19 protein-coding genes and 1 riboswitch are annotated in these 22,209 nt (G+C 60.4%); of the genes, 7 read left to right on the forward strand and 12 right to left on the reverse strand.

Annotated features, from left to right (window positions below):
- The first annotated feature begins 84 nt into the window (after positions 1–84).
- Positions 85–1,623, forward strand: a complete 1,539-nt coding sequence (locus JQ848_RS20545; protein WP_003438981.1) for an AhpA/YtjB family protein — start codon at positions 85–87, stop codon at positions 1,621–1,623.
- Positions 1,624–1,756: 133 nt separating this feature from the next.
- Here the strand turns inward: JQ848_RS20545 and JQ848_RS20550 are convergent, their stop codons facing one another.
- The 9 genes from JQ848_RS20550 to JQ848_RS20590 all read right to left on the reverse strand — a co-directional run bounded on the left by JQ848_RS20550 (position 1,757) and on the right by JQ848_RS20590 (position 11,032).
- Entirely contained in the window at positions 1,757–2,461 is a 705-nt protein-coding gene (locus JQ848_RS20550; RefSeq protein WP_003438979.1) for a PqiC family protein, read from the reverse strand.
- Between the two features lie 173 nt (positions 2,462–2,634).
- Positions 2,635–4,899 (reverse strand): DNA topoisomerase IV subunit A, encoded by a 2,265-nt coding sequence (parC, locus tag JQ848_RS20555; RefSeq protein WP_003438977.1) that lies wholly within the window; start codon positions 4,897–4,899, stop codon positions 2,635–2,637.
- An 11-nt stretch (positions 4,900–4,910) separates the two neighbouring features.
- Complete coding sequence (locus JQ848_RS20560) at positions 4,911–5,432, reverse strand: retropepsin-like aspartic protease family protein (RefSeq protein WP_003438976.1); 522 nt, start codon at positions 5,430–5,432, stop codon at positions 4,911–4,913.
- Complete coding sequence (locus JQ848_RS20565) at positions 5,429–6,409, reverse strand: esterase-like activity of phytase family protein (RefSeq protein ID WP_003438975.1); 981 nt, start codon at positions 6,407–6,409, stop codon at positions 5,429–5,431. Before JQ848_RS20565 ends, JQ848_RS20560 begins: the two co-directional genes overlap by 4 nt.
- A complete protein-coding gene (gene parE / locus JQ848_RS20570) occupies positions 6,409–8,313 on the reverse strand; it encodes a DNA topoisomerase IV subunit B (RefSeq protein WP_010656257.1) in 1,905 nt (634 codons plus the stop codon). Before parE ends, JQ848_RS20565 begins: the two co-directional genes overlap by 1 nt.
- A gap of 52 nt (positions 8,314–8,365) precedes the next feature.
- Positions 8,366–8,974: a YqiA/YcfP family alpha/beta fold hydrolase gene (locus JQ848_RS20575; protein ID WP_003438973.1), complete on the reverse strand. Its 609-nt coding sequence runs from the start codon at positions 8,972–8,974 to the stop codon at positions 8,366–8,368.
- 77 nt (positions 8,975–9,051) lie between these two features.
- Positions 9,052–9,867, reverse strand: a complete 816-nt coding sequence (gene cpdA / locus JQ848_RS20580; RefSeq protein ID WP_003438971.1) for a 3',5'-cyclic-AMP phosphodiesterase — start codon at positions 9,865–9,867, stop codon at positions 9,052–9,054.
- Between the two features lie 104 nt (positions 9,868–9,971).
- On the reverse strand, positions 9,972–10,424 hold the full coding sequence (locus tag JQ848_RS20585) for a DUF1249 domain-containing protein (RefSeq protein WP_003438969.1): 453 nt from the start codon (positions 10,422–10,424) through the stop codon (positions 9,972–9,974).
- Positions 10,415–11,032 carry an NUDIX domain-containing protein gene (locus JQ848_RS20590; RefSeq protein ID WP_003438967.1) on the reverse strand — a complete coding sequence of 206 codons (618 nt, stop codon included), beginning with the start codon at positions 11,030–11,032 and terminating at the stop codon, positions 10,415–10,417. The genes JQ848_RS20585 and JQ848_RS20590 overlap by 10 nt, the downstream gene beginning before the upstream one ends.
- A gap of 220 nt (positions 11,033–11,252) precedes the next feature.
- Between JQ848_RS20590 and JQ848_RS20595 the strand changes: the two genes are divergently transcribed.
- On the forward strand, positions 11,253–11,999 hold the full coding sequence (locus JQ848_RS20595) for an RsiV family protein (protein WP_003438965.1): 747 nt from the start codon (positions 11,253–11,255) through the stop codon (positions 11,997–11,999).
- A gap of 64 nt (positions 12,000–12,063) precedes the next feature.
- Here JQ848_RS20595 and cytX read toward each other — a convergent pair whose 3' ends face one another.
- Together cytX and thiC are read right to left on the reverse strand one after the other, a co-directional pair.
- On the reverse strand, positions 12,064–13,329 hold the full coding sequence (cytX, locus tag JQ848_RS20600) for a putative hydroxymethylpyrimidine transporter CytX (RefSeq protein ID WP_037001306.1): 1,266 nt from the start codon (positions 13,327–13,329) through the stop codon (positions 12,064–12,066).
- A 116-nt stretch (positions 13,330–13,445) separates the two neighbouring features.
- Positions 13,446–15,335: a phosphomethylpyrimidine synthase ThiC gene (thiC, locus tag JQ848_RS20605; RefSeq protein WP_202211084.1), complete on the reverse strand. Its 1,890-nt coding sequence runs from the start codon at positions 15,333–15,335 to the stop codon at positions 13,446–13,448.
- Positions 15,336–15,489: 154 nt separating this feature from the next.
- A riboswitch (TPP riboswitch) is annotated at positions 15,490–15,595 on the reverse strand.
- Positions 15,596–15,775: 180 nt separating this feature from the next.
- Here thiC and JQ848_RS20610 point away from each other — a divergent pair.
- A complete protein-coding gene (locus JQ848_RS20610; RefSeq protein WP_003438959.1) occupies positions 15,776–17,212 on the forward strand; it encodes a TolC family outer membrane protein in 1,437 nt (478 codons plus the stop codon).
- 40 nt (positions 17,213–17,252) lie between these two features.
- Here JQ848_RS20610 and waaA read toward each other — a convergent pair whose 3' ends face one another.
- Positions 17,253–18,530, reverse strand: a complete 1,278-nt coding sequence (gene waaA / locus JQ848_RS20615) for a lipid IV(A) 3-deoxy-D-manno-octulosonic acid transferase (RefSeq protein ID WP_003438958.1) — start codon at positions 18,528–18,530, stop codon at positions 17,253–17,255.
- A 164-nt stretch (positions 18,531–18,694) separates the two neighbouring features.
- On the opposite strand from waaA, the gene JQ848_RS20620 reads away from it, so the two are divergent.
- The 4 genes from JQ848_RS20620 (at position 18,695) to JQ848_RS20635 (ending at position 22,143) form a co-directional block, all read left to right on the forward strand.
- Entirely contained in the window at positions 18,695–19,027 is a 333-nt protein-coding gene (locus JQ848_RS20620) for a DMT family transporter (RefSeq protein WP_003438955.1), read from the forward strand.
- A gap of 130 nt (positions 19,028–19,157) precedes the next feature.
- The gene (locus JQ848_RS20625) at positions 19,158–20,333 is read left to right on the forward strand and encodes an NAD(P)/FAD-dependent oxidoreductase (protein WP_202211085.1); all 1,176 of its coding nucleotides are present in this window, start codon (positions 19,158–19,160) and stop codon (positions 20,331–20,333) included.
- Positions 20,330–21,142: an aldo/keto reductase gene (locus JQ848_RS20630; protein ID WP_003438950.1), complete on the forward strand. Its 813-nt coding sequence runs from the start codon at positions 20,330–20,332 to the stop codon at positions 21,140–21,142. The genes JQ848_RS20625 and JQ848_RS20630 overlap by 4 nt, the downstream gene beginning before the upstream one ends.
- A gap of 41 nt (positions 21,143–21,183) precedes the next feature.
- Positions 21,184–22,143: a hypothetical protein gene (locus JQ848_RS20635; protein ID WP_003438949.1), complete on the forward strand. Its 960-nt coding sequence runs from the start codon at positions 21,184–21,186 to the stop codon at positions 22,141–22,143.
- The last annotated feature ends 66 nt before the right edge of the window (positions 22,144–22,209 follow it).

The raw sequence follows: 22,209 nt of genomic DNA on the forward strand, positions 1-22,209 counted from the left end.
ACCATCGGGCATCGCCAAGGCTTTGCCGCCTCGAGGCCGCTCGTTATACTGCGCTCCAACTTAACGGACTAAGAGCCGCGCTCAGTGAACCGGCCATTGCCTGTCAAAAACGATAATTTCTTCCTGCTGATCTTCCGGGCCTTGCGCGATCGTCGCGTGCCGATTGCTCTGCGTATCGCCACCCACAACGTGATTCTGGTCGCGCTGGCGCTGGTCATATATGCCGTGGTGATGGGCCTGCAATTCAAACAGGCCATGCACGAACAAGCCGATGCACTGGGTCAGAGCCTGACCACCCAAACAGCCACCTCGGCCACCGAGTTGCTGGTGTCCAACGACATTCTCAGCCTCAACGTGCTGCTCAATAACCTGACCAAAAACCCCCTGGTTGCGCACGCCGCTATTTATAGCGTCGATAACCGCATCCTCGCCGAAGCCGGGCAACGTCCAAAAAACAGCCTGCTGGGCGAAACCGAGGGCGTGTACCAGACCAAAATCACCTTTCAGGATGTAACGGCCGGGCATCTGCGCATTAGCCTGGACATGAACCAGTTCGAGCAGCCGATGACCATCAGCCTGCAGAGCATGGGCATCTTGAGTGCAATTCTGCTCGCACTGGCGCTGGCTTTGAGCCTGCGTCTGGGCCGCCATATCACCACCCCCCTGTTGCAGCTGCGGGTCTGGCTGCGCGAACCGGACCCTTACACCCCGGCAACTACCCGCCAGGATGAAATCGGTGATCTGGCGCGCCAGCTTCACAGCCGACTGGCCCCCCCGGCTCCAGAGCCGGAACCAGAGCCAGAACCGGAAGACGACTACGACGACAGCGATTACGAAGCCGCCGAAGACAACGAACCGACCTTCGAAGTACGCAACCTGAGCGATCCGGCTTTCGATGAAGCACCGGCTGCGCCTGCCCCTAAAGCGGCACCCCGGCAAGTGATCAGCACCGAAGAAGACGAGGGTGAAGAAGACCCGTTCGCGGACCTGCGCGACACCGGCACAACCGCGGTTGCTCCCAAAGCCGTGGCCAAAGCCGTGCCGACCTCACCGCAACCGAGCGCGGTACTGGCAGTCCAGCTGGGGGCGCAAGAACAACTGCGGCGCCTGCCCCGTGCCCGTCTGATGGAATTGCTTGAACGCTATCGCGACTGCCTGAACCAGGCGGCGTCGCTGTACCAGAGCGAGCTGCACACGTTGAACGATGGCAGCACCCTGATGCTGTTCCATAGCGAAGACAGCGGCGACGACTACCTGACCAACGCCATCTGCTGTGGCGAATTGCTGCGGGCCCTGGGCCACGCTCTGCAGATCGAAGTTGCCGACAGCGGCATCACCCTGCAATTGCAGCTGGGTCTGGTGCTGGGCGAAGGGCTGAACGGCCTGAGCCAGATTGATCTGCTGCTGACCGAAACCGCCCAGGACGCCCTGGCATTGTCGCAACACAGCCGCAACCTGCTGCTGGTGGAGCGCAAAATCAGCGATGACCCGCTGATTCGTCAACGCGCCCGCATCCGCCCTATCGCCAGCCCCGAAGGCGCTTGCTGCGTTGAGCGGCTGATGGAGCCCTACCCGTCCATGCTCGAACGCCAGCTGGCCCGGATGCATGAGAACCGCGGCTAAAGGCCATACCCTGCAGGAGCGAGCCGGGCGCTGAAACAGCTCGCTAGCAAGCCGGCTCCTGCAAAGGCCGGGCAATAAAAAACGCCGCTTTCCCAGTGCTGGGCAAGCGGCGTTTTTTATTGTGTGAACTGACTCAGAAGCGGAACACTTCCATGTCCGTGCGTATCGGTGAAGCCATCGGAATTCTCGGCTTCTCCGTTTGCTTGGGGGCCGGCCTGGCTTCGGGCTTGCGCAACTCAACCAGCGGCGGCTGGTTGGCCAGCGGTTCCAGGGCCGCCGCCAATTGTTTGCTCAACTGTTGCAACAACTCGCCCTGAGCCTTGACCTGAGCGGCCGTGCTGCCGTCGTGCTGCTGTTCCAGATGAACCATGCGATTGTCCCGTACCTGGCCGCGCCGGTCGATCAAGCGCCATTGCGCGTCGAGAATTGCCGGCTGGCTCTCTCCGGAGTCCAGGCGGGTGATCGACAGCAGCACTTGCACGTCCGGACTGAAGCCCGAAGGGGCCGGTGCCAGCACTACTCGCTGACTGTCCAGACGCCAGGCCACCTGACGCAACAGCAACTGATCGATGTCTGACGACAGGCTGCCGGCCCAACGACCATCGGTGGCCGCGCTCAGGCTGCCATCCGGCTGACGTTGCAGCAACGTTTCGCGTTGCAGGTAATCGGCCACAGTCACCGGGCCAAGTACCACAGCCATGCCCGCACTTTGCTTGGGCTGGCCGGGGGTGCCACTGTCCAGTTGGTACAAAGCCGCTGGCTGGTGCGTGCTGCACCCCGCCAGGCCGAGCACACCGGTCAGTAGCGCAATTAAAGGAAGACGTAGAACGTTCATCATTCCATCCAGGTGGCCGCCGTTTGGCGCGCCGCAGTGTGATTCTGAAGATTTCCAGGAAAAATCATACGCGCTATGTCGTAAGAGGCGCATATCATCCGCGAATATACGGCGTGACTCCAGCGCCGTTGCGCCGATCTACGCGATAAATCGCAGATCGGACGCACTAAACGGGCTTAATTGGGCACTTCTACCAGCAAAGCATCCACACGCTGGAAGCCTCGCGGCAATTTGTTCCCGCGCCGACCCCGTTCGCCTTTGTAATGTTCCAGGTCATCAGCCTTGAGCGACAGGGTGCGTTTGCCGGCCTGCAGCACCAATGTGGCGTTGTCCGGCAGCACGGCGATGTCCGTCACGTACTCTTCGCGATTGGCCACGCGATCACCGGGAATGCCGATAATCTTGTTGCCCTTGCCTTTACCCAGTTGCGGCAGGTCGCTGACTTTGAATATCAGCAGCCGGCCTTCGGTGGTAACGGCCGCCAGCCAATTGTGCTCGCGATCCGCCACAGGTCGCGGCAGCATCACTTGCGCGCCTTTAGGCAGGCTGAGCAACGCCTTGCCGGCCTTATTCTTGGCCTGCAGGTCTTCACCCTTGACCACAAACCCGTAACCGGCATCGGAGGCAATCACGTACAGCGAGTCGTCTTCGGGCAACAACACGCACTCGAAAGTCGCGCCCGGTGGCGGCGTGAGGCGGCCGGTCAACGGCTCGCCCTGGCCACGTGCCGACGGCAACGTGTGGGCGGGCACCGAGTAACTGCGCCCAGTGGAGTCAATAAATACCGCGAACTGGTTGGAGCGTCCGGCAGCAGCGGTTTTATAGCCGTCCCCTGCTTTATAGGACAGCCCGGTCGCATCCAGGTCGTGACCTTTACCGCAACGTACCCAGCCTTTTTCGGACAGAACCACCGTGACCGCTTCAGTGGGCACCAGTTCGTTTTCCGACAAGGCTTTGGCTTCAGCGCGGGACACAATCGGCGAGCGACGGTCATCGCCATAGGTTTCGGCGTCAGCCAGCAATTCGCTGCGTACCAGTTTTTTCAGCTTGGCTTCGCTGCCCAGCAAGGTTTGCAGCTTGGCCTGCTCTTTGCGCAACGCATCTTGCTCGGTGCGCAGCTTCATCTCTTCGAGGCGGGCCAATTGGCGCAGGCGCGTGTCGAGGATGTAGTCGGCCTGGGTTTCGCTCAGGGCAAAGCGCGCAATCAGCTCGGCCTTGGGATGTTCCTCGGTACGAATGATATGAATCACTTCGTCGAGGTTCAGATAAGCAGTGAGCAAACCGTCCAACAGGTGCAGGCGGCGCTCGACTTTATCAAGGCGGAACTGCAAGCGGCGGCGCACCGTGTGAACCCGGAACTCCAGCCACTCCACCAGCAGGGCCCGCAGATTTTTCAGCTGCGGCTTGCCGTCCAGGCCGATGATGTTGATGTTGACGCGAAAAGTGGACTCAAGATCGGTCACAGCAAACAGATGCTGCATCAATTCGTCGAGATCGACCTTGTTGTTGCGCGGAATGATCACGATGCGGCACGGGTTTTCGTGGTCCGATTCGTCGCGCAAGTCAGTAACCATCGCCAGCTTGGTCGGCTTGGCCTGCATCAGCGCAGCGATCTGCTCCAGCACCTTGGCGCCCGATACCTGGTGCGGCAATGCCGTGACCACGATGTCGCCATCTTCGATGTGGTACACCGCCCGCATGCGCACCGAACCACGACCGGTCTGGTAGATCTTCAGCAGATCGGCACGGGGGGTGATGATTTCGGCTTCGGTCGGGTAGTCCGGGCCCTGAATGTGTTCGCACAGTTGCTCTATCGTGGCCTTGGGCTCGTCGAGCAGCCGCACGCAGGCGGTCGCGACTTCACGCAGGTTGTGCGGCGGCACGTCAGTGGCCATGCCCACGGCAATGCCGGTGGTGCCATTGAGCAGGATATTCGGCAAACGGGCCGGTAACACCGCAGGTTCGTCGAGGGTGCCGTCAAAGTTCGGGACCCAGTCCGCCGTGCCCTGGCCCAGTTCGCTGAGCAGCACTTCGGAGTAACGCGACAGGCGGGCTTCGGTGTAACGCATGGCGGCGAATGACTTGGGATCATCCGGCGCACCCCAGTTACCTTGCCCGTCGACCAGGGTGTAGCGATAGCTGAATGGCTGCGCCATCAGCACCATGGCTTCGTAGCACGCCGAATCACCGTGGGGGTGAAACTTGCCGAGTACGTCACCGACGGTACGCGCCGATTTCTTGTGCTTGGAATCTGCGTCCAGCCCCAACTCGCTCATGGCGTAGATAATGCGCCGCTGTACAGGCTTGAGGCCGTCGCCGATATGCGGCAGGGCCCGGTCCATGATTACGTACATGGAGTAGTTGAGGTAGGCCTGTTCTGTGAAGTCGGCCAGTGACCGGCGTTCTACGCCGTCCAGGCTGAGATCAAGGGAATCGCTCATGCGGACCTCATTCAGTTCGTTGTCTGGCGCAGCAGCATGGTGCCGCCGCGCTGGGTAAATTCAAGTTTTTTCAGCGCACTCATGCCCAATAGCACTTGTTCGCCTTCAAGCCCGGGAGCCGCCACCGCGCGTACGTCGCGCAGCACAATGGCGCCCAGTTGCAGGCGGTCGATGCGGGTCTGATAGCCCTGGGTACGGCCATTGGCGGTATTCAGGGTCACGGCCATGCCCTTGGGCAATGCCAACTGCCTGGCCAGCTCCAGCGGGACCGCGACATCGGTGGCCCCGGTATCCAGTAAAAATTCCACCGGCACGTTGTTGATACGGCCGCTGGCGACGAAGTGGCCCTGGGAATTGGCGAGCAGTTTGACTTCGATGTAGCCCGCGCCCTGCAGCGAGGCGACCTCAGTATTGGGGTTTTCCTGACGCTGTTCCCAGCGCCCGAAAAATTGCGTGGCCAGATACAGCCCCGCGCACCAGGCCACAATCATGAAGACCCGGCCCACACCCTTGCCCGGCGGTTGCTGGCTCATGATGCGGCACTCCAGCCACCTTGCGGTGCCGCAAAACGCCAGACCACGGGACGCTTCTCGCCATCGGCGCGCACGTGATTGCCGTTGTCCACACCGATCCAGGCGCCTTCGGCATCCACACTCAGGGCCTCGGCATTGCCATAGGCGCTGTTGTAACGCCGGGGAGCGATCAACCCATCATCGGCAAATGACCAGCAGCGCTCAACGTCGCCCGTGCCCGGGGTGCGACGACAAATGCGATAGGCCATGCGTTCGAGGGTGAACAGCTTGCCCTCGAACAGCGCCAGGTCGGCGAAGTCCTTTTGTTGTGCCTTGACCTTGAGTTGAGGTGGGGCCGACTCGAGGCCACCCTCACTCATCAACACGCAACCGCCTTCGCAGTCCCACACGCTCTGTTTTTTGCCGATGGTCAGCAAACCGCGGCGCTCGCGCTCGGCCGCCAGCCAGATCTGGTTGCCCTGCGGGTTGACGGCGATACCTTCAAACAGCGCATTGAAATGCAGCAGCATGCCGCTGGCGCGCGCCTGGCGGACCAGTGACGGATCGATTTTCAACCATGCCGGCGCGCCCGTCTGCGGAATTTGCAGCACCGCGGCGTGGGTCTCGCTGACCACGAAGCGGTTGCCCGCCTCGTCGCAACTGATGCCTTCGAAATCCAGCTCACCACCACGCAACGGGCTGACAGCCTTGCTCATCATGCGCACGCCCCACGGCAAGCCGCTTTCAGGGGGCGGCGGGACATCAATATGCAGTGCCTCGGCGTGCCATTCGGGAGAGTGCTGATCCAGGCGGTAAATCTGATCATCATCGCGATCAGACACCGCCCACAGCTCACCCAGACACAGCGCCAGCCCGGACAGGTTGGCGCCGCGCATGCCTTCTACGGGATGCTCGGACTGCAGCACCAGCTCCGGCCAGGTATCGGCCATTACCGGTGCTGCAGTCACACAAAGCAACGCCATCAAGGCACTGCGCATCAGGCCAGCACCTGCGCCAGGTTGCCTTTGGATTCGAGCCAGGACTTGCGGTCACCGGCGCGTTTTTTCGCCAGCAGCATGTCCATCATTTCCGACGTGGCGGCGTAATCTTCAAGCGTCAGCTGCACCAGACGCCGGGTGTTCGGGTCCATGGTGGTTTCACGCAGCTGCGGCGGGTTCATTTCACCCAGACCTTTGAATCGCGTGACCTGCGGTTTGCCGCGCTTCTTCTCGGCCACCAGACGGTCGATGATGCCATCACGCTCGGCTTCGTCCAGGGCGTAGAAAATCTCTTTGCCCAGGTCGATCCGGTACAGCGGCGGCATGGCCACATACACGTGACCGGCATCCACCAGCGGGCGGAAGTGCTGCACGAACAATGCACAGAGCAAGGTGGCAATGTGCAGACCGTCCGAGTCGGCGTCGGCGAGGATGCAGATCTTGCCGTAGCGCAGCTGGCTGATGTCGGCCGCGCCCGGATCAACCCCGATGGCTACCGCGATGTTGTGCACTTCCTGGCTGGCCAGCACTTCGCTGCCGTCGACTTCCCAGGTGTTAAGGATCTTGCCGCGCAACGGCAGGATGGCCTGGAACTCTTTGTCCCGGGCCTGCTTGGCTGAACCGCCGGCGGAGTCACCCTCCACCAGAAACAGCTCGGAGCGCATCGGGTCCTGCCCGGCACAGTCCGCAAGCTTGCCCGGCAGGGCCGGCCCCTGGGTGATGCGTTTGCGCTCGACCTTTTTACTGGCCTTGAGCCTGCGCCCGGCGTTGTTGATTGCCAGTTCTGCCAGCTGCATGCCCAACTCGGGGTTGGCATTGAGCCACAGACTGAAGGAGTCCTTGATCACACCCGAGACGAAAGCGGCCGCCTCACGGGACGACAGACGCTCTTTGGTCTGGCCCGAGAATTGCGGTTCCTGCATTTTCATCGACAGCACGAACGCAATGCGTTCCCACACATCTTCGGGGGCCAGCTTGACGCCACGGGGCAGCAGGCTGCGGAATTCACAGAACTCGCGCATGGCATCGAGCAAGCCCTGGCGCAGTCCGTTGACGTGGGTCCCGCCCTGGGCCGTCGGGATCAGGTTGACGTAGCTTTCCTGAACACTGTCGCCGCCTTCGGGCAGCCACAACAGCGCCCAGTCGATGGCTTCTTTATTGCCCGCCAGGCTGCCACAGAACGGCTCGTCAGGCAGGCGCTCGAATTCGCTGACCGCATCCACCAGATAGGAGCGCAGGCCGTCTTCGTAGTGCCACTCGATCTTTTCGCCGGTGCCCTTGTCCTCGAAACTGACCAGCAGCCCCGGGCACAATACGGCCTTGGCCTTGAGCACGTGCTTGAGACGGCTGACCGAAAACTTGGGTGAATCGAAGTATTTAGGGTCCGGCGCAAAGAACACGCTGGTACCGGTATTGCGCTTGCCGACAGTGCCGACAACTTCCAGGTCGGTGGCTTTGTAGCCATCGGCAAAGGTCATCTGGTACTCGTTGCCGTCACGCTTGACCTTGACCCGCACCAGGGTCGACAGCGCGTTGACCACCGAAATCCCCACGCCGTGCAGGCCGCCGGAGAACTGGTAGTTCTTGTTGGAAAACTTGCCGCCGGCATGGAGCTTGGTGAGGATCAGTTCGACCCCAGACACCCCTTCTTCGGGGTGAATGTCCACCGGCATGCCGCGCCCGTCATCACTGACTTCCAGCGAGTGATCGGCGTGCAGAATGACCTGCACCGATTTGGCGTGACCGGCCAGGGCTTCGTCGACACTGTTATCGATGACTTCCTGGGCCAGGTGGTTGGGCCGGCTGGTATCGGTGTACATGCCGGGACGTTTGCGCACCGGGTCGAGGCCCGAGAGGACTTCGATGGCGTCGGCGTTATAAGAGCTAGCGCTGGGAGTGGCCATAGGGTCTCGTCGTTAGTCGTAAATGAAAAATAAGGGCCATTCGACCGGCGCCTTAAAGGGCCGCAAAATCGATGGTTTGATACTGTTGGGCGCCAATCCCGGCAAAATTCAGCAGCGCGGGCAGTTGCTGCGCGAACCCCTGGTAACTGTGATCGCCACCGGCCTGAATCCGCAAGACACATGCCTTGTAGTACTTTTCGGCATTACGGTAGTCCAGGGTTTCATCGCCTGTTTGCAGCCACACCTGATACCGCTGCGGGTCCTGGGGTGCCGCCACTTCAAGCTCGGCCAGGGCCTGCACATGATCCAGGGTCAGCTCCCAGGTTTCGCCACTGTAAAGATTGGTTTGGGTGCCCAGATAACCGTCGAACATCCGATGCGGGCTGACGGCCGGGTTGACCAGTAGTGCCTTGAGGCCATGCTGTTCGGCCAACCAGGTCGCATAGTAGCCGCCGAGTGAGCTGCCGACCAGCAACGGACGGTCCATCTCGCTGATTGCCGCGGTCAACTGCGCCATCGCTTCACGGGGGTGATGATGCAAGGCTGGCACCCGGAGCTGATCGCCAAGGCCCATGCCTTGCATTACCGAGATCAACTGCGTGGCCTTTTTGGACTCAGGGGCACTGTTGAAGCCATGGATATACAAGATGGAACCGGACATGCAATCACTCCCGAGTACAGATAAGGCTGAACACAACATCAATAAAGACGCGCAGTTTAGCCTGACTCAGGGGCAACTCAGTAATTGTTGGCGCTGTAATCGGGTTCAAAGACGAAGTCAGTGACGCGTGACACCCCGGTTTGCAAAGTGCCATCAGGCTGCAGGCGCAACCAGCGATAACCCGGCGCCTCACTGCTGACCTTGAAATCCGCGCTGCCGGGGGCGAACTGGATGCAGGTCGAGGGTGAGGCCAGCAACCTGACGCCGTTGCGCTGCTGATCGAACGCCTGATGCACGTGCCCCCAAAGTACGCCACGGACCTGTGGATAACGATCGATGACCTTCCAGAACTCACCGGCGTTGCACAGCCCGATCGGTTCAATCCATTCACAGCCCACCGGCACCGGATGGTGGTGCAGGCAGATCAGATGATGACGGTCCGGCGCTTCGCTCAAGGATTGCGCCAGCAACTGCAGCTGACTGTCTTGCAGATAACCCTGGCTCTTTTGCTCCACGTTCGAATGCAGCAATGTGATGCGCCAATTGCCCAGATCAACCACCGGGTCCAGCAAACGGCTTTGCACGGCGGCTTCGCGCATATGGGGCAGATTGTCATGATTGCCGGGAATCCAGCGCGCTTTGGCGCACAGCGACCCGGTCAATTGCCGAAAACGCTGGTAAGCCGCAATGCTGCCGTCCTGGGCCAGATCACCGGTGCCCAACAGTAAATCGACCTGCGGCTGTTCGCCGCGAACCAGATCGATGACCTGCTGCAGGCTGTCTGCGGTCCTGAGCCCCAGCAGTGAACCCTCGGCATCGGCAAACAAATGGCTGTCGGTCAACTGCACCAGCAGCACCGGGTCTTCGGTGGTCAGCGTGGATACACTCGGCAAGGTGAATCTCCCGGGAGAAAGGGTTGTGTGGCAGGAGCGCGCTTGCTCGCCAGCTGTCGTGGGGCAAAGATCGCGAGCCAGCCCGCTTCTACAAATTAGTACGTCTAACGGACTTCCGCGTATTCATGCCCGCATGCCAGACAATGGCTCAGCCACTCACCCAAAAATATATTGAGCTGGGCTTTCTCGTCGGGCTGGTGCATGGCCACGTTGGGGTACGGGTAAATACTGCGAAAACGCCGCGCATGCTCGGCCGCAATCACCTCAGCCATGCGCGCATCGTGGTACACCTGAACCTGCAGTTCGGGTACCGGCAGCCACGGCAGGCTGTGTTCCTGCCGTACCCGCAACGTGCTGGTGTAGGGGCAGTCCTGAATCACCTCAAGGGTCAGCACCCCGAGCATCTGGTCACCCTGGGTCACGGCGATCCGCCGTGCAACCGGTTGCTCACGCATATCGGGCAGCAACCGCATCAAACGTGCGTAGTTGGCTTCGCAGGCAGCCTGCAAGCCAATCAGGTCGACCCGGTATCGTTCACGACGCGCAATTACAACCATAACCCCCTCACTTCAGCGCGGTTAAGCGCCAGCCATTGCAGGGCAATAATGCTCGCTGCATTGGAAATACGGCCATCGCGTACGGCTTGCAAGGCATCTTCATAGGCCCAGACCGTTACCCGAATATCTTCAGCTTCTTCTTCCAGCCCGTGCAATCCGCCAACCCCTTCGGAGCTGCAACGGCCCAGATACAAATGCACAAACTCGGTACTGCCGCCCGGGGACGGAAAGTAACGGGTGATCGGCCACAAAGACGAGAACTTCAGCCCCGCTTCTTCTTCACCTTCGCGATGGGCGACTTCTTCAGGCACTTCGGCCTTGTCGATGAGCCCGGCGACCAGTTCGATCAGCCAGGGAGTCTCGGCCTTGCCCATGGCCCCGACCCGGAACTGCTCGATCAGCACCACTTCATCGCGCTGCGGATCATAGGGCAGCACACACACGGCATCGTGCCGGACAAATACTTCGCGACTGATCTCAGGGCTCATGCCGCCAGCAAACAATTCATGGCGCAGGTGTACGCGGTCAAGCTGGTAGAAACCCTTAAAACACTCTTCGCGTTTTATGATCTCTGTGGCGCTTGGCGTAGCCTTGGTGATATCAGTCATGGAAAACCTCTGCTGGCGAATTTCTCCGGGGTTGCCCCACGGCATCGGGCATCCTAACGCGCCTGCGGTCAAGGATGCAGCCCCTTTTATGACGCGGGGATAGACGGATCGCCTGCAAACCCTCTCTAATTGACACTGTTGAGCTTAGTGGCGAACCGACTCCCTTGTTGGCAGTCGAACCACCATAATTCCACCTTTCTTTCGTTGATGAAGGACGACCATGTCGCTTTTGAAATTTGCCTCCATGACTTGTATCGCCCTGACCCTGGGTGCCTGCCAGAGCGTATTCCAGCCGTCCGCGCCAAAACCGCTGGCCTTTACTGTGGACGCTTCCGAGCAAGTCAAGGCCGGATGCAGCGGCGATGAGTGCCCACTGGTAAACATCGAGACCGCGCACTTTGCAGACGCCCCGAAACTCGATGCCCTGATCGAAAACCGCTTGTTGAAAATGACTGTGGATTCGCCCGATGCAAAACTGGCGCCTTCGCTCAATGCCTACCGCGAGCAGTTCTTGCGCACCGCGGACAGCCGCAACAGCACCTACTTGCAGGCAAAAGTACGCGAGCAGCATGACGGTCTGGTGATAGTTGAACTGTCCAGTTATCTGGACACCGGCGGCGCCCATGGCATGCCGGGACGCGGCTTTATCAACTACTCCACCAAACAGCAGAAGGAAGTCACCCTGCAGGACATGCTGCTGCCGGGACAGGAGCAAGCCTTTTGGGGCGCCGCCAAAGTGGCGCACAACAACTGGCTGATCAGCAGCCATTTCGGCAACGACCCGGAATACGTGAAGAACTGGCCGTTCCAGACAACGCCGAACGTGGCACTGCTCAAGGACAACGTCGTCCTCAAGTACGACGTGTACAGCATTGCGCCGTACTCCGAAGGGCATGTCGAGTTGAAGATCCCCTACTCGCGCCTGAACGGCATTCTGAAACCTGAGTGGTTCCCGGCTCGCGGCTAACCCCCGTCCACTGCAGGAGCTAGCTTGCTCGCAAGCTGCAGCTTATGGCTTGCAGCTTGCTGCTTCAGACTCTGTTACGTCCCAGCACCCACTGCAGCAGCCCGGCCAGCAACAAGGCCGGCAAGGTCGCCCCCACATCCGCAAACAGATTCGCCAGCAGATGATAGGTCAGCACCCCGCCGCCCCAGGCCAGCAAAGTCGACCAGCGAAATAATGAGACCGAAACCCGGGCACTGCGTTTGCGCAAAATGAAGTGATCCACCAGCACCACGCCAAACAGCGGCGCGAACACCGAGCCGATCAGCAGCAAGAAGTTCTGGTACTGCGCCAACGGCGCGAAACAGGCGATCAGGGTGCAGATCACACCAATGGTCAGCGCCAGATGCTCAACTTTGACCTGCGACAAAATCCCGCCGGAGACTGCCGCCGAATGAATGTCGGCAAAGGCGTTTTCGGACTCGTCGAGCAAGATCAGCAACAACGGAATCCCCAGCCCCGCACCCGCCAGCGCCAATAGCAACGCATTGACTTCGCCACTCGGAGCGAACGCCAGCGTGTAGGCCACCCCCAGACTCATCAACCAGAAGTTGCCAATAAAAAAGCCCAGCGCGGTGCCGCCGAACACATTTCTGGCGCGCTTGCCAAAGCGCGAATAGTCGGCGATCAACGGCAGCCACGACAGCGGCATGGCGATGGCAATGTCAAAGCCCAGTGCGAACGGCAGCGACCCGTCACCCTTTTGCGCCCACAGGGCAGGCAGATCAGCTTTGGCGAACAGGTTCCAGGTCAGCCACAGACACGCCGCCAGCAGCAGCCAGATGCCCCACTTACGCAGCACCTTGCGCACAAAAGTCAGCGGTCCGCTAACCGCGAGCAAGGTGGCCAGGGCACCAAATAACAGGGTCCACAGCATCGGGCTGGTCAACAGGCTGCCTTCGCCGAAAGCGCGGGCGCCCAGCAAGCTTGCGGCATCACGCATCACGATGATTTCAAACGAGCCCCAGCCGATCAGTTGCAACACGTTGAGCATGGCCGGGAGCATGGCACCCCGGGTGCCGAGGCTGAGTTTGAGGGCAGCCATGGAGGACAGTCCGGTATCGCTGCCGATCACCCCGACCGAAGCCAGCAGGGCCACGCCCACCAGGGTGCCGAGGAAAATCGCCAGCAATGACCCTGAAAGACCCAGGCCCGGCGCCAGTAACGCGCCGGTCTGCAACACCATCAGGCCAATGCCGAGGGAGAACCACAGGGAGAACAGATCACGGGCGCCGAACACGCGCTTGTCACCGGGTACCGCAATGTCAGGGGAATAGGTGCTGGGTGTGTTCAAGGAATGAATCTCGAAGGGACGTTGGTTTTTTACGCTCGCAATCGCCGGCAAACCGGCTCGCACAATATCGGCGCAATCATTGTGGGAGCCGGCTTGCCGGCGACTCGGGGTTTAGATCAGACTTTTTTGTACAGCTGGCTGCCTTTCTGCTTGAAGCGCTCGGCCTGCTCCGCCAGGCCCTGGGCGACTTCTGCATCCACCGTTTCAATGCGCTGATTGGCGGCGTAGATGCGCACTTCCTGGGTGATTTTCATCGAGCAGAATTTTGGCCCGCACATGGAACAGAAATGCGCGACCTTGGCCGAATCCTTGGGCAGGGTTTCGTCGTGGTAAGAACGGGCCGTGTCCGGGTCCAGACCAAGGTTGAACTGATCCTCCCAACGGAATTCAAAGCGCGCCTTGCTCAAGGCGTTGTCGCGGATTTGCGCCCCCGGATGACCCTTGGCCAGGTCGGCAGCGTGGGCCGCGATCTTATAAGTGATGATCCCGGTCTTCACGTCATCCTTGTTCGGCAACCCCAGGTGTTCCTTGGGTGTGACGTAACAAAGCATGGCGCAACCGAACCAGCCGATCATGGCTGCGCCGATGCCCGAAGTGATGTGGTCGTAACCCGGCGCAATATCGGTGGTCAGCGGGCCCAGAGTGTAGAACGGCGCCTCGTCACAGCACTCCAGCTGCTTGTCCATGTTCTCCTTGATCAGTTGCATCGGCACGTGGCCCGGCCCTTCGATCATGCACTGCACGTCGTGTTTCCAGGCGATTTTGGTCAGTTCACCGAGGGTTTCCAGCTCACCGAACTGTGCTGCATCGTTGGCGTCGGCGATCGAGCCCGGACGCAGGCCATCGCCCAGCGAGAAGCTGACGTCGTAGGCCTTCATGATTTCGCAGATTTCGTCGAAATGGGTATAGAGGAAGTTTTCTTTGTGGTGCGCCAGGCACCACTTGGCCATGATCGAACCACCGCGCGAGACAATCCCGGTCACGCGCTTGGCGGTCAACGGCACATAGCGCAACAACACGCCGGCGTGAATGGTGAAGTAGTCGACACCCTGCTCGGCCTGTTCGATCAGGGTGTCGCGGAACAACTCCCAGGTCAGGTCTTCGGCCGCGCCGTTGACCTTCTCCAGCGCCTGATAAATCGGCACGGTACCGATCGGCACCGGCGAGTTGCGGATGATCCACTCGCGGGTTTCGTGAATATGTTTGCCGGTGGACAGGTCCATGACCGTGTCCGAACCCCAGCGAATGCCCCAGGTCAGCTTGGCCACTTCTTCTTCAATGGAGGAGCCCAGCGCACTGTTGCCGATGTTGCCGTTGATTTTCACCAGGAAATTACGCCCGATAATCATCGGTTCCAGCTCAACGTGGTTAATGTTGGCCGGGATGATGGCGCGCCCGCGGGCGATCTCTTCGCGCACGAACTCGGCAGTGATTTCTTTCGGGATGCTGGCGCCAAAACTGTGGCCCGGGTGCTGCTGATCCAGCAGACCGGCAGCCCGGGCTTCTTGCAACTTCATGTTTTCGCGGATGGCGACGTATTCCATCTCGGCGGTAATGATGCCCCGACGCGCATAGTGCATCTGGCTGACGTTGGCCCCGGCCCTGGCCCGACGCGGATTTTTCACGTGGGCAAAACGCAGCTTGGTCAGTTCTGCATCGTCGAGACGCATCTGCCCGAAATTGGAGCTCAGGCCCGCCAGGCGTTCAGTGTCGCCACGGTCATCGATCCACGCCGAGCGCACGTCGCCCAGGCCTTTGCGCACGTCGATCTGCACAGACGGATCGGTATACGGGCCCGAGGTGTCGTAGATCAATACCGGCGCGTTGATTTCGCCGCCAAAATCAGTGGGCGTGACATCCAGGCTGACTTCACGCATCGGCACCAGAATGTCCGGGCGCGAGCCCTGTACGTAGACTTTTTGTGATCGGGTAAACGGCTTGACCGATTGTTCATCGACCTTGGCCGAATCACTGAGATTGATCGCGTTTTTTGGTTTTGTACTCATCACGGCTCTCCAGACTGCATCCAGGCGGATTGTCGGAGGTAGAACCTGAAAAAAGCACGGATGCACCCAAGGACTGGATGCTGAGTGGCGACCTCGAACGATTGATCATTTATTGAACAATCGATCCCGGACGGCACTCAAGAGGACTCGCCGGGAGACGAGAAATCTTGTTCCCTACGCAGGCGTTAACCTGATCAGGTTCAACGGGATCCGAAATTATTCGATCTCAGCCTCATAGCAAGGCACCCCGACAAGAACCCGGCCAGTCTATTGAAGAGTGACGCAGAACGCCAACCCGATATGAACCGCGTGATGAAAGGCGCTATAACGGCATTGTTGCAAGATGCCACCACCACTACACTCGCTACGTCTTGAAACCACGAGCGTCGGAGCACGGCCTCGGGCCTTTATTTTTCGCATTATTGAACTAGGGATCGCTCATGCTGCGCAAACTTTCACTGGCTATCGCCGTGTCCTGGGCGACCAACGCAATGGCGCTGGATACACAAGCCCCGCTATCCAGTCAGAACGGGCTGGTCAGCGTCTACCACGAAGCGGTCGACAACAACGCCGATCTGGCAGCTGCCCGCGCCGATTACGATGCCCGCAAGGAAGTCGTACCCCAGGCCCGTGCCGGCTTGCTGCCCAACCTGTCGGGGGGTGCCGAGTCGAGCAACGTGCGCACTTCCATTGACCAGCCATCGCTGACCACCACCCGCAGTGCCGTGGTGTATCAGGCCACACTGGCGCAGCCGATTTTTCGCGCTGACCGCTGGTTCCAGTTAAAAGCCGCCGAATCCGTCAACGAACAGGCTGCCCTGCAACTGTCGGCCACCGAGCAGAACCTGATCCTGCAAACCGCCGAGTCGTACTTCTCGGTACTGCGCGCCCAGGACACGCTGGCCTCGACCAAGGCTGAAGAAGCCGCGTTCAAGCGCCAGCTGGATCAATCGCGCGAGCGCTTTGACGTGGGCCTGTCGGACAAGACCGACGTGCTGCAATCCCAGGCCAGCTATGACACGGCACGGGCCAACCGGCTCCTGGCACAGCGCCAGGTGGCGGATGCGTTTGAAGCCTTGATCACCCTGACCAACCGCCAGTACAACTCGATTGAAGGCATGCGTCACACCCTGCCGATCCTGCCGCCGACGCCAAATGACGCCAAGGCCTGGGTCGATACCGCAGCCCAGCAAAACCTCAATCTGCTGGCCAGCAACTTCGCGGTGGCAGCTGCCGAAGAAACCCTCAAGCAGCGCAAGGCCGGTCACGCGCCGACCCTGGATGCGGTAGCGCAATACAAAACCGGCGACAACGACGGTTTTGGCCTGAGCAACCCGAATGCGCTGCAGCAGCGCTACAGCGGGGATGTGTCGCAACGCAGCATCGGCTTGCAGCTCAACATCCCGATCTACAGCGGCGGCCTGACCAGCTCGCAAGTGCGCGAATCCTATTCGCGCTTGAACCAGACCGAACAGCAGCGTGAATCGATGCGCCGCCAGGTGGTCGAAAACACCCGCAACCTGCACCGCGCGGTCAATACCGATGTCGAGCAGGTACAAGCGCGCAAACAGTCGATCATCTCCAACCAGAGTGCGCTGGAAGCCACAGAAATCGGTTATCAGGTAGGCACGCGCAACATCGTCGACGTGCTCGATGCCCAGCGCCAGCTCTATACCTCGGTGCGCGATTACAACAATTCGCGCTATGACTACATCCTCGACAACCTGCGGCTCAAACAGGCTGCGGGCACCTTGAACCCGGGGGATCTCGAAGCGCTGTCGCGCTATCTGAAGCCTGACTACAACCCGGACAAGGACTTCCTGCCACCGGACCTGGCCCAGGCCGCCGAAGCCAATATGCGCTCACCGGGCAATTGAACAACCGCCTGCAACCGCAAGGTTGCAGGCCAGCCCCGGATCAAATCTTGAGAAGTCGTCCCAGGCCATCCAGCAGGCGCTGCAGCGCGCCCTGATTGGCCTGCATCACCTTCAATCCGGCTTCGCCCATGCGCTGCGCGTCCTGGGGCAGTTCAAACAGGCGCTGTAACGCAACCGCCAGTCCTTGCGCGTCATCCACCTCTTCCAGTGCCCCGGCCTCGCGCAACAGCACGGCGATTTCGAGGAAGTTGAACAGATGCGGACCGCTCAATACCGGTTTGGCCAGGGCCGCCGGCTCCAGCAGGTTGTGCCCGCCATTGGCGACCAGACTGCCGCCGACAAACGCACTGTCGGCCAGCGCATACAAAAACAGCAACTCGCCCATGGTGTCGCCCAACAGCACCTGCACCCCGGCACCCACCTGCTCGCCACTTGAGCGGCGCACGGTGGCGAAACCCTCGCGCCGGCACAGTTCGAACACCGAGTTGAAGCGCTCCGGGTGACGCGGTACCAGAATCAGCAGGGCATCGGGATGGCTGGACAGCAATTGACGATGGGCCGCGAGCACAATCGCGTCTTCGCCTTCATGGGTGCTGGCAGCAATCCACACCGGGCGGCTTTGTGCTTGCCAGTGTTCACGCAGTTCGCCGGCCTTGATCAGCAATTGCGGATCGATGCTCAGGTCAAACTTGATTGAACCTGTCACTTCCACACATTCAGGGCGGGCGCCCAATGCACGGAAACGCTCGGCTTCGGTCGCTGTCTGGACCGCGATCAGGCTCATTTCCTCGAGCATTGGCCGGGTCAGTTTGGCAAACCGTGCATAGCCCTTGGCCGAACGGGCTGAGAGCCGGGCATTGGCCAGCGCCACCGGAATGCCGCGCCGGGCGCACTGGTGTATGTGGTTGGGCCACAGTTCGGTTTCCATGATCACCGCCAGTACCGGCTGTACCCGATCCAGAAAGCGCGCCGCCGCCCAGGGCAAATCGTAAGGCAGGTAGCAATGCTGGATCCGCGGTTCGTCGGCGAACAAGGCTTTGATCCGCTCGGACCCGGTGGGGGTCATGCACGTTACGGTAATGGGCAACTGTGGATAACGCTTGAGCAACGCCCGGATCATCGGTGCGGCAGCGATACTCTCGCCCACAGACACGGCGTGCACCCAAATCCCGCCCGGCTGCAGCAGCGGAAAGTTCAGCGCGAAGCGCTCGCCCACACGCTTGGCATAGGCCGGCGCCTTGCGCGCCCGCAGCCACAAGCGAATCGCCACCAGAGGCAGCCCCAGATGAAACAGCAAGGTGTAGAGAGTTCTATTCATGGGCACAGAGTTTACTTGAAAAAGTATTACCCATGATGGCACCCGCGGACCCGGTCATGTCGAGATGTCTGGCGGATCTGTCGTAATCAAAACGCAATACACTTTTACACTCTCTAGAATGGCTTACTGTTAAATTGCCCCGCATTACTCCTCAGGACTCCACCATGAACGCCTACTACTACCTGGCCATCGCCATCTGCGCCGAAGTGATCGCCACCGTTTCCATGAAGGCGATCAAAGGTTTCAGCACGCCGTTGCCACTGATTCTGGTGATTGCCGGTTACGCCACCGCATTCTGGATGCTGACCCTGGTGGTGCGTACTATCCCGGTGGGTGTGGCCTATGCCGTATGGGCAGGCCTGGGAATCGTGCTGGTGAGCATCGCCGCGCTGTTTATCTATGGCCAGAAACTCGACGTGCCGGCCATGCTCGGCATGGGTCTGATCGTGCTCGGGGTGGTGGTGATCCAGCTGTTTTCGAAAACAGCGGGGCACTAATCCGCCCGTTACCCTGTAGTCGCTCGACAAGTCAGACCCAAGCCCCCATAAATCCTCAACGCCCACTAAAAGTCAGAGTGCGGATCAGCCTGTATACTCCCGGCCTTGTCTTTGAACGCTGAGGTCGACCATGCCATCCGTTATTTCCACCGACGTACTGATTGTCGGCGCTGGTGTTGCTGGCCTCTGGCTCAATGCCCGCCTGCGCCGCCAGGGCTTTTCTACGGTACTGGTCGAGAGCCGGACCCTGGGCGGCGCACAGACCGTAAAGTCCCAGGGCATCATCCACGGCGGTGCCAAGTACGCGTTACATGGCGCGCTGACCGGCGCCTCTGAAGCCATTGCCGATATGCCCCGCCGCTGGCGCGAAGCCCTTGCCGGTACCGGCGAGCTGGATTTGACCGGGGTACGCTTGCTCTCCGAAGCCCACTACCTGTGGTCACCCGGCACCCTGGCCGGCAATCTCACCAGCTTCTTTGCCAGCAAAGCCGTGCGCGGTCGTGTTGATCAAGTCAAAGGCGATCAACTGCCGCCGGCCCTGCAAGACCCGCGATTCAAGGGCAAGGTGTACCGGTTGGCCGAACTGGTGGTCGATGTCCCCAGCCTGATTGAACGCCTGGCCGAACTGGGCGGCGACGGTTTGCTGTCTGGCCAGAATATTGAGCCTGTGTTTGCCAACGAAGAACTGATCGGACTACGGATCGACGGGCGCGAGATCCATGCCCAACGCATCGTTTTCAGTGCCGGAGCCGGCAATGCCGAACTACTGGCCAGTGCCGGGATCAGCGTACCCGCGCAACAATTGCGGCCGCTGCACATGGTGCTGGTCAAAGGCCCGAGCCTCAAACCGCTGTACGCCCACTGTCTGGGCGGCGGCCCCAAGCCACGGATTACCGTGACCACCCATCCGGCAGCCAATGGCGAGTGGGTCTGGTACCTGGGCGGTGACATTGCCGAGGCCGATGGAGTGGCCCGCACACCGGCCGAACAAATCGCCGTGGCGCAAAAAGAACTGGGCAATTTGCTGCCGTGGGTCGATCTGAGCCAGGCGCAATGGGCCACGCTGCGGGTCAACCGGGCAGAGCCTGCACAGTCCGGACTGGTACGTCCGGACAACGCCTTCCTCGCCGACCAGGGTCGCTTGCTGGTTGGCTGGCCGACCAAGCTGGCACTGGCACCCGACTTCTCGGACCGGGTCATCACCGCACTGCACAACGACGGTATCCAGCCAGGCAATGCCCCTGTACTTCCCGAATTTGTGCGCCCGCCATTGGCTCAAACCCCATGGGAGCAACTGTTGCCATGAGCCAGCCAACCCTGCACCCGTTCCACCGCCCGCTGGGCAGTACCGGCCTGATGGTTTCACCGCTGGGGCTCGGCACTGTCAAACTGGGACGTGACCAAGGGGTGAAATACCCCAGCGGTTTCAAGATCCCGGATGATGGCGAAGCGAAAATGCTGCTCAAGCTGAGTCAGGACCTGGGTATCAACCTGATCGACACCGCCCCCGCCTATGGCCGCAGTGAAGAGCGTCTGGGCCCGTTGTTGCGGGGTCAGCGTCAAGACTGGGTGATTGTCAGCAAGGTCGGCGAAGAGTTCGATAACGGCGTATCACATCACGACTTCAGTGCCGCACATACCCGGCGCTCGGTTGAACGCAGCCTGCAACGTCTGGAAACGGATTTTATCGATCTGGTCCTCGTGCATTCGGATGGCAATGACCTTGCTATCCTCAACGAAGCCCAGGTCTACGAGACCCTGGCCGAGTTGAAGCGCGAAGGTAAGATCCGCGGTTTCGGCCTGTCGGGAAAAACCGTCGAGGGCGGGCTCAAAGCCCTGGAAACCGGCGACTGCGCGATGGTCACCTACAACCTCAACGAACAGGCCGAACGCCCGGTCATCGATTACGCGGCAGCCCACGGCAAAGCGATTCTGGTTAAAAAAGCCCTGGCCAGCGGTCATGTTTGCCTCAGTCCCGGGGTTGATCCGGTACGCGCCAGCTTCGAACTGGTATTTGGCCATCCCGGGGTTGCCAGTGCTATTGTCGGCACCATCAATCCGCTGCACTTGGCCCATAACGTGGCAACCGTTGCCCAGGTTCTGCGTAACCTCTAAAGCCGCCGACGCGGCCGACCCCGACGCAAGAAGGAGCCGACATGCCGCGTTCGCTGATTCGCAAAAACCCCAGCGACTTTAAAACCCTGCCGTTGTTTGTCGAAGCCACGCCCGAAGGCTTGAGCTACCAGACCATCGGCAGACCCCTGAACTTTGCGCAAACCTTGCAAAAACGCCGCCCGGTGAACGTCGCCGACAATCAGCGATTTTCCCTGGAACTGGCCAACCTCGGGGTCTCCGTCCGCCTGACGCTGAACTGGCAAGGCCGCGATTACTGGGTGCTGGTGCGCCAGCGGCGCCAGGATCGTGGCGACGTAGTGCTCAAACTGATCTCGGGCTACGTGCCTGCCCACGAGGTCAGCCTGCCCCTGCACACAGCCATCCAGGAGATTGCCGAAGAGTGCTTGCTGGAAACCCCGGAAGGCTGGCTCAGCGGGCGCTTCAACGAAACATGGCTGCCCGCGCCTTACGCCAGCGCCCTGCATTACCGAGAGGCCCTGCCCTTTCGTCTCACGCCCTTGTCCGGCGCGGCTCGCCCGGTTCGCTGTGGCAGTCAGCCATTGATCGAGCGCCCCAGGGCCTACGTGCACTTGCCGACGGCATCGCTGCAGCTGATTTACGACCTGCGCCTGGAAGTGCCCAAGGAAGCCAAGTCACTGAGCCTGTTCCACGTCGACGAACGGTTGGAGGGCGACCAGCTAGTGGCGCGACTCGACCGCAAACGTGCAGACCTGTACCTGATGCCGCTGACTGACGGCCAGCCCTGTGCCGAGCTCTACACCCTGCACAAGGATCGTCTGCACAGCGCCAGCACCCGCGGCCTGTATCTGGCCGAGAGTTTTGCCCGTCAAGAAGGCTGGGTGGTGAGTGATGAGCGCATTCGCTGGAAGGACTGGCTCGTGCAGCAAGGTTTGAGCGTGCCGGGCAAGGAGTCGAGACTAAAAAGCCTGACCGGCAAGGCACGGCAGATATTCAGGAAGGTGGTGAAGAGCAAGGCATGACACTGCAGGAGCAAGCTTTTTCAAGATCAAAAGATCGCGAGCAAGCTCACTCTTGCAGAGACGGGA

Source organism: Pseudomonas paraversuta (genome assembly GCF_904067025.1).
GTDB classification, from domain to species: domain Bacteria; phylum Pseudomonadota; class Gammaproteobacteria; order Pseudomonadales; family Pseudomonadaceae; genus Aquipseudomonas; species Aquipseudomonas paraversuta.